This window comes from Chryseobacterium sp. SIMBA_029, assembly GCF_046535275.1.
Taxonomy (GTDB): Bacteria; Bacteroidota; Bacteroidia; order Flavobacteriales; family Weeksellaceae; genus Chryseobacterium.
In genome coordinates, this window is record NZ_JAWRXA010000015.1 from 99169 (window position 1) to 114155 (window position 14987).

Consider the following 14987-nt stretch of genomic DNA (forward strand, 5'->3'; position numbering starts at 1 on the left):
GGTAAAAATTTATAAGCTTATAAACAGATAGGTAAAAAAACTCCCGGATTTGTTACAAATCCGGGAATTTTTATTATCATTTAATTAGATTTCTTTGCTTTAATCATGGCTTCGAGCATATCCCACATTTCCTGGGGAACATCTTCCAGCATGTTAAATTCTCCGGCTCCCTGCAGCCATTCGCCGCCATCAATAGTTACTACTTCCCCATTCATATATGCTGAATAATCGGATACCAGGTAAGCTGCTAGATTAGCAAGTTCCTGATGTTCACCTACTCTTCTTAACGGAACTTTCTTTTTCATATCAAATTTTTCCTGAAGATCTCCCGGCAGTAATCTGTCCCAGGCTCCTTTGGTAGGGAAAGGTCCCGGAGCAATCGCATTGAAACGGATTCCATATTTCGCCCATTCTACCGCTAATGATCTGGTCATGGCCAATACACCTGCTTTTGCACAAGCAGAAGGTACAACATAGGCAGATCCGGTCCATGAATACGTCGTTACAATATTCAAAACAGTTCCCGGGGATTTAGTATCAATCCAGTGTTTACCGATAGAAAGTGTACAGTTTTTGGTTCCTTTCAGAACGATATCCAGAATAGAATCAAAAGCTGAATGCGTCAGTCTTTCGGTTGGTGAAATAAAATTTCCTGCAGCATTATTCAACAGGATATCAATTCTTCCGAATTCTTTTAAAGTGGCCTCTTTCATAGCTTCCACTTCATCCCAGTTTCTTACATCACAAGCTACACACAGAACTTTCCCGCCTGTTTCATCTTCCAGTTCTTTGGCAGTTGCCTGTAGTTTTTCAATATTCCGGGAAGTGATCACTACTTTTGCACCCAAATCAAGAAAATACTTGGTCATAGCCTTTCCAAGTCCGCTTCCGCCCCCTGTTACAATCGCTACTTTATCGTTCAATGCGCCTTCACGAAGCATCGGCTGTGTATATAGATTCATACTTTTTATTTTTCCTAAAAATACTAAATATTGAACGGATGACCTTTAAAATTCCAGTATAAATAATGTTATAAATAATTATTCTCTTGTCATTTTTAAAAACAACACAAAAGATCACATTAAAACATGAAATAATATAAACAAATAACCTGATCATTAATGATCAGGTTATTTGTTAGGATGAGTCAAATCATCATATTAATTAGGAAACAACTACTCCTTTGAATGAAAGTGTTTTAGGAGTTTTACTTTCGCTTGTTGTAACAACAACTGTTTTCATAAATGCCCCTGGACTCGCTGCATTAAAACTTGCCTCAACAAATCCTTTTTTACCAGGAAGAATTGGAGTTTTAGTATAATCTGCTGTAGTACATCCACATGATGGCGCTACATTTTCTATAACAATTGGTTTGGCTGATGTATTGCTAAATTCAAACCTGATCAATTTAGGTTTTCCCTGAGGGATATTTCCTACATCTATAGATTCTGATTTCCATTTAATTGCATCTGCGATCATCTTTACTACAGGATTGTTTTCACCAGGAAATACACTTGCATAAAACGGAGAGAATGCTAAAACTGCCAGAACAGCTGAGATTTTTAATTTTTTCATGAGTATAAATTTTTATAGTTAAAAAATCAAAGGAACCGATTATTATCTTTTGATTTAACAAATATAATCCAGATTTTCAATACAAATTGTTAACTGCTATCAAACATTTGTTAACAAGTTGTTAATGATAAAAGATTAATAGATATTTTTGGATAATATTGCCTCTGAAAATGGAAATAAAGAAACTCAATATTATTATAACTCTCGGGTTCATTGCTATTATAGGAATTTTGATAGCGCAGCTTCTATGGACACGGCAAGCCTATAATCTTGAAGATAAAAAATTCAACCAAACGGTAAATATCGCTTTACTGGAAGTGGTAGAAAAACTATCCGGAGGAAAAACTTCTTTTACTGAAAGTCCGGTAGAGAATATTTCCAACGATTATTATGTAGTTAATATCAATAATGAGGTTCATCCCGCAGTGCTCGAACATTATCTGAGAACAGAATTTACCCGTTTTCAAATCAATACAGATTATACATATGCTTTATACAATTGCCATAGTGATAAAATGATCTATGGGAAGTATATCTCGAAAGAACAGGAAAGTCCTAAAAATAAAGGCATAAAATTCCCAAAACATAAAAATCTGGTGTATTATTTCTCAATTCGTTTTCCTGATAAAACCAGTTATCTGATAAGTTCGTTACGGTTCTGGTATTTGCTTACTTTTGCCCTTATTATCATTCTTCTTGTATACGTCTACTCTATCTATACGATTATTCAGCAAAAAAAATTCTCGGAACTGCAGCGGGACTTCATTAATAATATGACACACGAGTTCAAGACTCCCCTTTCTTCGATAGTTTTGGCTTCAGAAGCACTCACCAAACATGACATCATACAGGGAAATCCTAAATTACAGACCTACACCTCTATTATTACCAATCAAAGTTATAAACTTAATAATCACATTGAAAAGATATTGAATATTGCAAGAAACGATGCTTCCGGACTTTCATTAAAACCTCAGAAAATAATTTTACTTCCCCTCATACTGGAAATTACCAACACCATCAAGCAAAAAAATGAAAACATCACTATCCAAATAGAAATTGATAACAGCGCTTCAATCATTGCGGATGAGTTTCATTTTACAAATATCATCTACAATATTTTAGACAACTCTATAAAATATTGTGAAACAAAACCCCATATCATTATTTCAGCATATAAAGACTCAAAAGGATTATATTTAAAGTGTAAAGATAATGGAATGGGAATCTCTGCTAAAAATCTTCCGCATATTTTTGATAAATTTTATAGGGTAAATACAAAAAAAAATGAGGAGATCAACGGTTTTGGATTGGGATTATTTTATGTAAAAAAAATAGTACAGCAACATAACTGGAAAATTTCTGTTGAGAATAATACAGATAAAGGAATTACCATGATTCTATTTTTCCCGTTTTAAATTTAATAAGGTACAAGTAATGGAAAAATCTAAAATTTTATATGCAGAAGATGACAAAACCATAGCTTTCCTCATTCAGGATAGCCTGGAGCCCTATTATAAAATTGATCATTATGCTGATGGAAAATCGGCACTTGATGCATTCAACAGCCAAAATTTTGATATTTGCTTACTGGATATTATGATGCCCGAACTCAATGGCTTTGAACTGGCACAACAAATCCGTGATAAAAATTCTGAAATTCCTATTATTTTTATTTCGGCAAAAGCTTTGAAAGAAGACAGAATTAAAGGACTAAAAATCGGAGCAGATGATTACCTGGTAAAACCTTTCAGTATTGAAGAACTCATTTTAAAAATTGAAATTTTCTTAAGACGTACCAAGAAAACGGATCCTTCACCGATACAATACAAAGTCGGTCAATATAACTTTTTCCCTAAAAACTACACGTTACAAAATTCAGAAAACACCATCACTCTCACCCAAAGAGAATCTGAATTGCTCCTTTATTTTATAAGTCACAAGAATATGGTTGTAAAAAGACAGGAAATTCTGAAGGCAGTTTGGGGGGATGATGATTATTTTATGGGGCGAAGCCTTGATGTATTTATTTCAAGATTACGAAAAGTATTTGCACATGAGCAAAATATAGTTATCGAAAATCTACACGGAATAGGTTTCCGGTTTTCTGAAAAATAATAGGCCGCATTCATTACCCCGATACTTAATTATTATTTGATTTTAATTAAATTCACCCTTCTAAAAATTACTCATCCATGAAAAATCCGGGAACCTCCGCTGTACTGATTCTCTTACTTTTTAGTGTACATTCCAAAGCTCAAACATTCGAAAAGCTTTATCAATATATCAATCCATTAATAGGAACTGAAAAAATGGGGCATACTTATCCTGGTGCGACCGCTCCCTTCGGTGCCATTCAGCTGAGTCCTGAAACAGACACGATTTCTTATGAACTTAACGGGAAATACAACGGTGAGGTGTATAAATATTGTGCAGGATACCGATATGAAGATAAAACCATTGTAGGATTCAGTTCTACACATTTCAGCGGAACCGGACATTCTGATCTTGGTGATTTTCTACTCATGCCTACCGTAGGGAAATTACAGTTGACCCCTGGAACCGCTTCGAATCCAGAAAGTGGCTATAGAAGCAGGTTTTCCCATCAAAATGAAAAAGCAGAAGCTGGTTATTATAAGGTAAAACTGGATGACCACAATATTCTTGCAGAAATGACTACAACTACCAGAACAGGCGTTCACCGGTACACTTTTCCAAAATCTGATCAGGCACATATCATTCTTGATCTGATAGCTGGAATTTACAATTATGATGGTAAAAATGTATGGACGTATGCGCGGGTAGAAAACGGCACCACTATTACAGGATACCGGCAGACCAACGGCTGGGCAAGAACAAGGACGGTTTATTTTGCCATGACTTTCTCTAAGCCATTTAAATCTTACGGTCAGAAAAATTATGATGGCAAACAGGTGTATAATGGATTCTGGAGAAAATTTGACCAGACCAAAAACTTCCCTGAAATCGCCGGAAAAAACCTGAAACTATATTTTGACTTTGATACGAATGAAAATGAAGCCATAGAAGTAAAACTGGCAATTTCACCGGTAAGTCAGGCCAATGCCCTTGATAATTTACAAAAAGAAACCGGAGGTTTATCTTTCGATCAGGTCAAAGCAAAAACCCAGCAGGACTGGAATAAAGAATTAAATAGAATCGTTATTGAAGGTACCGAAACTGAAAAGACCAATTTTTATACAGCCATGTACCATACTTTTATCAATCCTACCACTTATACGGATGTGAACGGAGAGTATAAAGGACTCGACCAGAATATTCATAAAGCAGAAGGATTTACCAACTACACTACATTTTCTCTTTGGGATACCTATCGTGCACTTCATCCCTTCTTTAATATCATTCAGCCAAAGCGTAATAATGATATGGTTCAATCGATGATGGCACATTACCGCCAGTTTTCCATGAAAATGTTACCGATCTGGTCACATTACGCCAATGACAACTGGTGTATGAGTGGTTATCACAGTGTAAGCGTTGTTGCCGATGCAATTATCAAAGGAAATTATACCGGAGATCCAAAAGAAGCCCTTAAAGCTTGTGTCGAAACAGCGAACAAAAGAGATTATGAAGGAATCGGACAGTATATAGACCTTGGGTATATTCCTGCTGAGAAAAGCGGAACCTCGGTTTCCAATACATTGGAATATGCTTATGACGACTGGGCCATTGCGCAACTGGCAAAACATCTAGGTGAAACCGACATTTATAACCAGTTTATGAAACGTTCTGAAAACTGGAAAAACAATTTTGATCCAAGTATCGGTTTTATGCGTCCCCGGTTAGCCGATGGCAGTTTTAAGAAAGATTTTGACGTGTTGAGTACCCACGGCCAGGGATTTATTGAAGGAAATTCATGGAACTACAGCTTCTTTGTTCCTCAAAACCCGGATGAACTGATCAAAATGATGGGTGGAAAGAAGAAATTCGCATCAAAACTGGATGAATTGTTTACCATGCATCTTTCTGATGAATTTTTTGCCGACACTGAAGACATTACCCGTGAAGGAATCATTGGCGGTTATGTTCATGGGAATGAACCTGCTCATCATGTTGCTTATTTTTACAACTGGGCGGGACAACCGTGGAAAACGCAATCCCAGATCCGTCATATTTTGGAAATGCAGTACAAAGTGACTCCCGATGGATTGGGAGGAAATGATGATGCAGGTCAAATGAGCGCATGGTATATTTTAAGTTCATTAGGATTCTATCCTATAGCGCCTGGTTCAGAAGATTATTCTATCGGAAGCCCTGCCATTGATCATGCTGTTCTGAATCTGGAAAATGGAAAAACTTTTGAAATTGAAGCCATCAATCAAAGTCCGAAAAACGTATATGTTCAAAAGGTTCTTTTGAATGGAAAGGAGATCAGGAATTTCACTCTGAAACATTCTGAGATTATGAATGGTGGGAAATTGAGTTTTTACATGAGTGCTAAACCCAAGAAATAAGCATCTGGTGTGTTATTCTGAACGAAGCGAAAGCGGAGTGAAGAATCTATTAAAATAATTTAATTGCTCCCACAGATTTCTCAGATTTTCACAGATGATTGTATTTAAAATCTGCATAATCTGCGAGATCTAATAATAAGTTTGGCTAAAGCCAATGGAAAATAAAATATAAAAAGAGCGGGCTAAAGCCCGCTCCTATTGAATTATCTTGATAATCTCCATTAATTCAGAGATTATATTCTATGATTTAATTTTATTAATCTCTTTCTTCAAAAAGTAATCTTTCTCCAAACTTCTCTTCTGTAATTTTCCCATTATCATATACCAGATTTCCATTCACAAAAGTATGGGTAACTTTAGAATGAAAATTCATCCCTTCCAATGGACTCCAGCCACATTTATATAAGATATTTTCTTTGGCAACCGTCCAGTTTTCATTTAAATCAACCAAAACAAGGTCAGCCTTGTACCCTTCTCTCACAAAACCTCTTTTTCCAATTCTGAAAAGGATGGCCGGATTATGACTCATTTTTTCAACAATTTTTTCCAGGGAGATTTTACCGTTTTTATAATTTTCCAGCATCACTACTAATGAATGCTGTACCAAAGGTGCTCCTGAAGGACATTTAGTGTATACATTTTGTTTTTCTTCCCACGTATGAGGCGCGTGATCTGTTGCGATGACATCAATTCTTCCATCTAAAAGCGCTTCCCAAAGACCGTCCTTGTCCTTTTGGGTTTTTACGGCAGGATTCCATTTAATCAACCCTCCTTTTGTTTCATAATCTTCGTTAGTGAAGGTTAAATGATGAACGCATACCTCTGCGGTTATTTTTTTATCCTTTAAAGGAATATCATTTCTGAAAAGTCCTGTTTCTATCGCAGTCGAAAGGTGGAACACGTGAAGTCTCGCACCGGTTTTCTCTGCAAGCTCAATTGCTTTTGAGGATGATTTATAGCAAGCATCTTCACTTCTTATCAAATGATGAAACTTCATTGGAATATCTTCTCCGTATTCATCGATATACTGCTGCGTATTCGCTCTGATGGTCGCTTCATCTTCACAGTGAACTGCGATCAGCATTTTTGTATTGCTGAAAATATTTTCCAAGGTTTCAGGGTTGTCTACCAGCATATTTCCTGTTGAAGACCCCAAAAACAGTTTAATTCCAGGAACATTTCTGGGATTTGTTTTTAAGACTTCATCCAGATTATCATTGGTTCCGCCCATCATAAACCCATAATTCGCATAGGCTTTTTGAGCCGCAATCTCATATTTGTCTGCCAGCAATTCCTGCGTTACTGCATTGGGAACTGTATTGGGCTGGTCGATAAAACTCGTTACGCCTCCTGCGATAGCAGCTCTTGATTCCGTTTCAATATCTCCTTTATGCGTTAATCCCGGATCCCGGAAATGCACCTGATCATCAATAATTCCTGGCAGAAGGTATTTTCCGGCAGCATCAATAATCTGGTCGGCTTCCTCAGAAATAGAAGAATCTATTTTAGAAATGATATCGTTTTCAATTAAAATATCGCTTTCAAAGATCCGGCCTTCGTTGACGATTTTTACATTTTTGATAAGGGTCTTCATTTTACTTTTAGGCTTTAGATATTAGATTTCAGGCAGCAAAATGCTATCTGTATTTTCATTGATTACAAAATTAAGATTTATGAATGAATTTTAATCCCTCCGATAATAAATCAATTTCTAAATATTTACATTTGCATAAAATTTCACATCTTGAAAAAACTTCTTAACGAGACTATTATCTATGGAATTGGGGCGATTATGCCCAGAGTGATTGTAGTACTCCTCAATTATTTATTCATTAAAAACATCAATAATAGTGACTTTGCTATTTTCACCAATTTATATGCACTGATTTCATTCATCAATATTGTTCTTTCATTTGGTTTTGAAACGGCTTATTTCAGATTTTCTTCAGATAAGAATAATGAGCAGAAAGTCTTTAATACTTCTTTCTGGTTTTTAACGATCTTCTCTTCCGTTTTTCTCATCCTGGTATTGCTTTTCAACCAGCCTATAGCAGATGTATTTGGCTACTCAAAAACTCCGGAGTTCATCAGATGGTTTGCCTGGATTGCCTTTTTTGACAACTTGCTTGTCATTCCTTTAGCATGGCTCAGATTTCACAACAAACCTATAAAATATACCGCTGTACGAGTAATACAGGCGATCTTCCAAAGTATTTTCGTTATTGCCCTGTTTCTTTATATACCCCAAAATATCATCTTTAATTTTGGATTGAAAGAAAAAGTAGCCTATCCTTTTTACAGTAATCTTGCGTCCAGTTTTCTTGGATTCCTGCTGGTACTACCGATTATTTTTAAGGTTAAATTTCAGTTTTCTAAAGATCTCTTTCTTCAGATGATTAAATATTCATGGCCGATCATGATTGCAGGATTGGCATTTATGGTGAATGAGAACTTTGATAAGTTTATCCAAAAATTTATTATTGATGACGGCGCAGCGGGAGCGTATGGCGGCTGTTACAAGATGGCTGTTCTTATGACCCTTTTCGTTACCGCCTACCGAATGGGAATTGAACCGTTTTTCTTTAAACAGATGCAGAATGAAAATGCTAAACTGACTTATGCAAAAGTGACAGAATATTTCTCATTTTTTGCCTCTATCGTTGCATTGGGAATTATTGCTAACGTTTCCTGGCTTAAACTTTTACTGGTTCCTAACAGTTCTTACTGGATCGCCATTAACATCATTCCTATTATTGTCATCGCCAATTTATTTTTTGGCATCTATTATAACCTTTCCACCTGGTACAAAGTAACCGACAGAACAAGGGTGGGAACGTATATTTCCTGGGCCGGGGCGATTATCACCATTGTTTTAAATTTTGCATTATTGAAAACTTATGGTTTTATGGTCTCTGCATGGGTAACACTGGCTGCTTACTTTACCATGATGGTCCTTTCTTATTTTCTGGGTCAGAAGTACTATCCTATTCCGTACAGAATGAAAAAAATAGTATCTTTTATTATTCTCCTGGGAATATTCACTTATATTATTTCAGGTATATTCAACTATAATTTCTGGATCGGCAATATTCTGTTCCTTATCTATACAGGAATATTGCTCTATACAGAAAAGGATATGATCTTATCAAAAATCAGAAAGAATTAAAACTGGCCTCTAATTTGATGCAGTGAATTCCTAATATATAAACACAGACTAAAGATGATAAATATTACCGACAAGCATGGTTTTAATTACTATCTTTAACCTAAGAAAATTAAAACTAACAAATAAAACATCCTCATATCATTTATGAAAATTATTGTTCCTATGGCTGGACGTGGTTCCAGATTACGTCCACATACACTCACCGTTCCAAAACCTCTTATTCCTATTGCAGGAAAACCTATCGTACAGAGATTGGTGGAAGACATCGCTAAAGTAGCCGGAGAAAAAATTGAAGAAGTAGCCTTTATCATTGGGGATTTTGGACCGGAGATTGAAAAATCCCTGCTTCTTATTGCCGAAAAATTAGGAGCAAAAGGAAGTATATATTACCAAACAGATCCGCTGGGTACCGCTCATGCCATAAAATGTGCTGAAGCTTCTATGCAGGGAGACGTGGTCATTGCTTTTGCAGATACCCTTTTCCGTGCAGATTTCCAGCTGGATAAAAATTCAGATGGAGTGATATGGGTAAAAAGTGTGGAAGATCCTTCTGCCTTTGGAGTCGTAAAATTAGATAATTATGGTTTTATCACAGATTTTGTAGAAAAACCACAAACATATGTTTCGGACTTAGCAATTATTGGGATATATTATTTCAACAGTGCTGAGAAATTGATGAGCGAAATTAATTATATCATGGATAATGATATTAAAAATGGCGGCGAATATCAATTAACAACTGCACTGGAAAACCTGAGAGCGAAAGGAGCCAAATTCACTTTAGGAAAAGTAAATGACTGGATGGACTGCGGTAATAAAAACGCAACCGTAGAAACCAACAGCAAAATCCTTGAATACGAAAGAGAAAACATGAAGAATTTCCCTGCTTCTGCGGTGATTGAAAATTCTTTAATTATCCAACCTTGTTTCATTGGAGAAAATGTAAGGATTTCCAATTCAAAAGTAGGTCCTGGAGTTTCATTGGGAAATAATACAGTTATCGTTAATTCCAATATTGAAAACTCATTGATTCAGGAAAACACAAAGATCAACCATGGAAATCTTTCCAACTCAATGATCGGTAATTCCGCCCAGTATTTCGGAGTAGCAAGAGAAATTTCTTTAGGAGATTTTTCCGTATTGGATTTTTTATCCAAATAAAGTTAGAAATTATTTAACATAAATAAAGATATGTCTAGGCCACACAATATATTTTGTGTGGTTTGGCGTTAATATTGCAAAGTATTTGTAATTGAAAAGATTAATACATGAAAAATTGGATATCCGTACTACTATTACTTCTCGTTGTAACGTCTTGTAAAACCCGTAATGCGGCCAGAAATAAAACAGGCACTCCGCAAGACAGCACTACTACTGTTGTTGGGGACAACAGAGATCCAAAAGATGTCAATGAACCTGTAAGTGATAAATTCGCTTTCTTTGAGCATGTGATTATTCCGCCTAAATTTGAGCAGATAAAAATCAGCAGCAAAATAAATGTAGAGACAGGAAATTTCATTCCTACCCTTGATGCAACTATTTATATTGAAAATGATAAAAAAGTATGGATGAATCTTCAGGCATTCTTTTTTACGGTAGCGAAAGGTATTGCTACTCCGGAAGGAATTAAAGGCCAGGATAAAACAAGTAAAACCTATATTGATTCAGACTTTGATTATCTTAATCACCTGCTAAATGTTAATTTTATTGATTATAAATCACTGGAAAAAATATTACTGGGGCGAACTTTTGTAAAAATCAGCGATTCTCAGTTCAATCTTACCCAGAATGCTCAGGGCTTTAAAATGGCCTCAAAAGTAAACCAGAAAATTGTCACCAATGAAAAAACGAGAGAGTATAAAATCGTTTTACAATATGATACCAATTACGACCTGTTAAGTGTCAATTTAAAAGATGTACTATCTCCCGATGAATTAGAAATATCATACAGCAATTGGGATGAATATAATGGAATACGTCTTCCAAAAAATGTTAAAATAATTATAAAAGGCTCAAAATCTAGCCAAATTTTAATGGAAAATACGAAATTTGACTTTTCGAGGATGGAAACAGCATATTCTGTACCTTCCAGTTATAAGAAAATAGAGATTAAATGATTAAAAAATTTAGCTTTTTAATAGGTATTTTGTTCTTTGGTCTGCACCAGGGGCAGCAAAATAAAGAACAATTGCAGAAGCAGAATGCCGATCTTAAAAAACAAATTGCACAAATAAATTCAGATTTAGCTAAAACAAGAAGCGAATCCAAGCTTTCCGTAGGCTATCTTATGAATGTCAATAAAAAACTGGTCTTAAGAGAAAAGGTTTACAACAATACTCAAAAAGAAAAAAGATTTATTGAAGACGATATTTATCTTCGTCAACTGGAGATCAACAGGCAAAATAAGGAACTCGGTGTTCTGAGGAAAAACTATGCCGAAGTTTTAGTAAAAGCCTATAAAAACAAAGGTGTACAAAATAAAGTAACCTTTATTCTTTCTGCCAAAAACCTTGGAGAAGGAATAAGAAGGGTTCAATACCTGAAACAATATTCCGATTTCCAGGATAAAAAAGCAGCCGAAATCACAGATGCTGCGAATCAAATCAAAAAGACCATTACGCAAAGGCAGAATTCAATAAAAGACAAAGAAAATCTTTTAGTTAATCAACAAAAAGACTTAACCACCATCAATGCTGAAAAAGCACAGAAGGAACAGCTGGTTACAGAATTCAAGAAAAATGAATCTAAACTGACGGTAGAGCTTAAACAGAAACAAACTCAGTCTAAAGTTCTTGAAGGCCAGATCAGAGCCATTATTGCGGAAGAAATAAGAATAGCCAAAGCGGAAGAAGAAGCCAGAAGAAAAGCGGAAGCGGAAAAAATCCGTCTTGCAAAAATTGCTGCAGAAAGAGAAAAGGCAAGAATTGAAGCCGAAGCCAAAGCCAGAGCGGAAGCCTTGGAAAGAGAAAGAAAAATAGCAGAAGCAGAATCTAAAAAAGCAACAGAATTAGCCGCTAAAAGAGCTGAAGAAGAAAGAAAACGTACTGAAGAAGCCGCCAGAGCTGAAGCTAATGCGAAAGATGCTGCCCGAAAAGTCGCCGCAACAAAAGCCTCTGAAGAAGCCAACGCTAAAGCTAGAGAAGCAGCGAATAAGCTAATCGCCGCAAGAGCCGCAGAAGCAGCACTTGAAAAAAGAAAAGACGAAGACAAAAAGGCGGCAGAATCTAAAGCTATGACCAGTTATGGAGTAACCACTCCGGCAGGAAATAATTTTGCAGAAAGTAGAGGCCGATTAGGCTATCCGGCAGACAGAGCAGGACAGATTACCCACCGTTTTGGAAGACAGCCACACCCTATACTCAAGAATATTGTTGAAGAAAATAACGGGATCAAAATTTCAGTTCCCTCCGGAACCCGTGCAAAATCGGTATTCCCGGGAACCGTTTCTTCAGTATTGGCAAACAATGACGGAACAAAGACTGTAATTGTAAAACATGGAGAGTACTTTACCATTTATTCCAACTTAGGAAATGTAAGTGTTTCCAAAGGGCAACAAGTTTCATCAGGCACTCCTGTAGGGACTATAGCACAGGATTTCGATGGTTCCTATACGCTTGATTTCCAAGTATGGAAAGGAAGTAATCCAGTCGATCCATTAGGTTGGATTGCATATTAAAAAAAGCTAACTTTGTAAAAAATTTAGAAATGGAAACATTAACAATATTATCCTTATCATGGCAGCACATCCTAATTGTTGCAATACTTCTTGTTTTGCTTTTCGGAGGAAAAAAAATTCCGGAATTAATGAGAGGAGTAGGTTCTGGTATTAAAGAATTTAAAGATGCCGTAAAAGAAGAAGATAAGCCGGACTCTGAAAAGAATCCATCTTCAACGAATAATAATACGCCTAGCAACTAAATTCTACAGAATTAATGAATTTCACTGAGACTGCATGGAAAGTCTTCAATCAATCTATTGAAGACTATCACGTGTTTGATGATGTTAACGCTCTAGTTAATAACCCTTTCGAAAAAGACAGTTTGGAACGGATTTTGTATGCAAAGAACTGGATTGATACCGTTCAATGGCATTTGGAAGATATAATTAGAGATGAGAATATAGATCCGACCGAAGCTCTTCAACTGAAGAGAACAATTGATGCCTCTAATCAGAAAAGAACTGATTTAGTGGAATTTATTGATAGTTGGTTTCTTACAAAGTTTGAAAATATAACTCCGAACCCTGATGCAAAGATAAATACTGAAACTCCCGCTTGGGCAGTAGACAGACTATCCATTCTCGCATTAAAGGTTTATCATATGTCATTAGAAGCTAATAGAGAGTCCGCTTCTGAAGAGCACCGAACGAATTGCCAGGCAAAACTGGACGTGCTTCTTACTCAGAAAGAGGATCTTTCAACTTCTATAGATCAGTTGCTTGCTGATATTGAGAACGGTAATGTTAAGATGAAGGTATACAGACAAATGAAGATGTATAACGATGAGAGTCTTAACCCAATCCTTTATCAAAAGGGGCAACAGAAATGAAAAAACAATTTTTTTTTGGAGTACTATTAATAATAACTGCTTCCTGCGCAACGGAAAAGCTTAACCTTTCCCCGTTGTCCAATAATTTTTACAGCGAAACGAAGGGTTCAGATTCAGGTAGAGATAAAAAGAAGGGCTTTGATATTAATATCAAAGAAAATGTAAATGCTTCTGAAATATCAAATCTTATCTCAACTTTTCCCAAGTTTAAAAATGTCGAAGTAAATGAGGAGATCACCAGCCTGAAATACAGCCTGCAGAACTATTTATATGCAATCGACGCCAACAATTCACCAGGAAAAAACAGAGCTATTAAGAGCTTCGAAAAATCTTATAAAAAAATCCAAAAATTAAGACAACGTCTCGATAAAGATGATGATGAGGTACTCAACAGGTATCTGGTTCGTCTAAAGACCAACATCTCTGTTATTGAAGATTCTTTAAAAGGAAACTAAAACTAATTGCACTATTAATGATTAAAATTCAGGCGGAATCCAATGTTCCTACAGAACACGGCAATTTCCGAATGATTGCTCTCTCTGAAGATGCCAATGACTGGATGCCTCACATGGCCATAATAGCAGAAAATACAGATTTTTCAAAACCTGTGAATGTACGCTTCCACTCAGAATGTATTACCGGAGAAGTTTTCCATTCAAAAAAATGTGAATGCGGACAGCAACTTGATGCCGCAATGAAATATATCCATGAAAACGGAGGCATTATCGTCTATCTTCGTCAGGAAGGAAGAAATATAGGGATTATCAATAAACTAAAAGCATACTCTTTACAGGAAAAGGGACTTGATACTGTACAGGCCAATCTTGAACTAGGTCTTCCTGCAGATGACAGAAACTTTGGAGTGGCTATTGAAATTTTGAACCTGCTGGATGTAAAAGATGTCAATCTATTGACGAACAACCCTGAAAAGGTAAAATACGTCGTAGAAAGCAATATTCATCTGAATTCAAGGATTCCACTGCAGATTCCGGCTAATGAGAATAGCAAAGGATATTTACAAACAAAGAAAGATTATTTTGGCCATCTTCTGGATGACAATGATAATTAAAGAACAATACATAAAAAAAGCTCCGAAAGAATATCTTTCGGAGCTTTTTTATATTAAGCTTGTCTAGTCCTGAAATATCGATACACAAAAAAAGAATCGTTATGGAAGAACATTTAGAAACCCAGTATGTCAAGCGT

At 36.0% G+C, this 14987-nt stretch carries 14 protein-coding genes; 11 read left to right on the plus strand and 3 right to left on the minus strand.

Going from position 1 to position 14987, the window contains the following annotated elements:
• Positions 1-80 precede the first annotated feature (80 nt).
• The gene (locus tag SB679_RS21900; protein ID WP_410704423.1) at positions 81-962 is read right to left on the minus strand and encodes an SDR family oxidoreductase; all 882 of its coding nucleotides are present in this window, start codon (positions 960-962) and stop codon (positions 81-83) included.
• 202 nt (positions 963-1164) lie between these two features.
• The gene (locus tag SB679_RS21905; RefSeq protein ID WP_410704424.1) at positions 1165-1575 is read right to left on the minus strand and encodes a DUF1573 domain-containing protein; all 411 of its coding nucleotides are present in this window, start codon (positions 1573-1575) and stop codon (positions 1165-1167) included.
• 170 nt (positions 1576-1745) lie between these two features.
• On the opposite strand from SB679_RS21905, the gene SB679_RS21910 reads away from it, so the two are divergent.
• The 3 genes from SB679_RS21910 to SB679_RS21920 all read left to right on the plus strand — a co-directional run bounded on the left by SB679_RS21910 (position 1746) and on the right by SB679_RS21920 (position 6068).
• The gene (locus tag SB679_RS21910) at positions 1746-2993 is read left to right on the plus strand and encodes a sensor histidine kinase (RefSeq protein WP_410704425.1); all 1248 of its coding nucleotides are present in this window, start codon (positions 1746-1748) and stop codon (positions 2991-2993) included.
• 19 nt (positions 2994-3012) lie between these two features.
• A complete protein-coding gene (locus tag SB679_RS21915) occupies positions 3013-3693 on the plus strand; it encodes a response regulator transcription factor (protein WP_410704426.1) in 681 nt (226 codons plus the stop codon).
• A gap of 77 nt (positions 3694-3770) precedes the next feature.
• On the plus strand, positions 3771-6068 hold the full coding sequence (locus SB679_RS21920) for a GH92 family glycosyl hydrolase (RefSeq protein WP_410704427.1): 2298 nt from the start codon (positions 3771-3773) through the stop codon (positions 6066-6068).
• A 256-nt stretch (positions 6069-6324) separates the two neighbouring features.
• Here SB679_RS21920 and SB679_RS21925 read toward each other — a convergent pair whose 3' ends face one another.
• Positions 6325-7662: a dihydroorotase gene (locus tag SB679_RS21925; RefSeq protein ID WP_410704428.1), complete on the minus strand. Its 1338-nt coding sequence runs from the start codon at positions 7660-7662 to the stop codon at positions 6325-6327.
• A gap of 150 nt (positions 7663-7812) precedes the next feature.
• Here SB679_RS21925 and SB679_RS21930 point away from each other — a divergent pair, with 150 nt between their 5' ends.
• The 8 genes from SB679_RS21930 (at position 7813) to ribA (ending at position 14850) form a co-directional block, all read left to right on the plus strand.
• Positions 7813-9234, plus strand: a complete 1422-nt coding sequence (locus SB679_RS21930) for a lipopolysaccharide biosynthesis protein (RefSeq protein ID WP_410704429.1) — start codon at positions 7813-7815, stop codon at positions 9232-9234.
• Between the two features lie 144 nt (positions 9235-9378).
• On the plus strand, positions 9379-10395 hold the full coding sequence (locus SB679_RS21935) for a sugar phosphate nucleotidyltransferase (protein ID WP_410704430.1): 1017 nt from the start codon (positions 9379-9381) through the stop codon (positions 10393-10395).
• A 107-nt stretch (positions 10396-10502) separates the two neighbouring features.
• A complete protein-coding gene (locus SB679_RS21940) occupies positions 10503-11351 on the plus strand; it encodes a DUF4292 domain-containing protein (protein WP_410704431.1) in 849 nt (282 codons plus the stop codon).
• Positions 11348-12910, plus strand: coding sequence for a peptidoglycan DD-metalloendopeptidase family protein (locus tag SB679_RS21945; RefSeq protein ID WP_410704432.1), 1563 nt, complete (start codon positions 11348-11350; stop codon positions 12908-12910). The genes SB679_RS21940 and SB679_RS21945 overlap by 4 nt, the downstream gene beginning before the upstream one ends.
• A gap of 29 nt (positions 12911-12939) precedes the next feature.
• Complete coding sequence (locus SB679_RS21950; protein ID WP_410704433.1) at positions 12940-13152, plus strand: twin-arginine translocase TatA/TatE family subunit; 213 nt, start codon at positions 12940-12942, stop codon at positions 13150-13152.
• A gap of 14 nt (positions 13153-13166) precedes the next feature.
• Positions 13167-13781: a DUF4254 domain-containing protein gene (locus SB679_RS21955; RefSeq protein WP_410704434.1), complete on the plus strand. Its 615-nt coding sequence runs from the start codon at positions 13167-13169 to the stop codon at positions 13779-13781.
• Positions 13778-14236, plus strand: coding sequence for a hypothetical protein (locus SB679_RS21960; RefSeq protein ID WP_034712803.1), 459 nt, complete (start codon positions 13778-13780; stop codon positions 14234-14236). Before SB679_RS21955 ends, SB679_RS21960 begins: the two co-directional genes overlap by 4 nt.
• Positions 14237-14253: 17 nt before the next feature.
• The gene (gene ribA / locus SB679_RS21965; RefSeq protein WP_410704435.1) at positions 14254-14850 is read left to right on the plus strand and encodes a GTP cyclohydrolase II; all 597 of its coding nucleotides are present in this window, start codon (positions 14254-14256) and stop codon (positions 14848-14850) included.
• Positions 14851-14987: the final 137 nt, after the last annotated feature.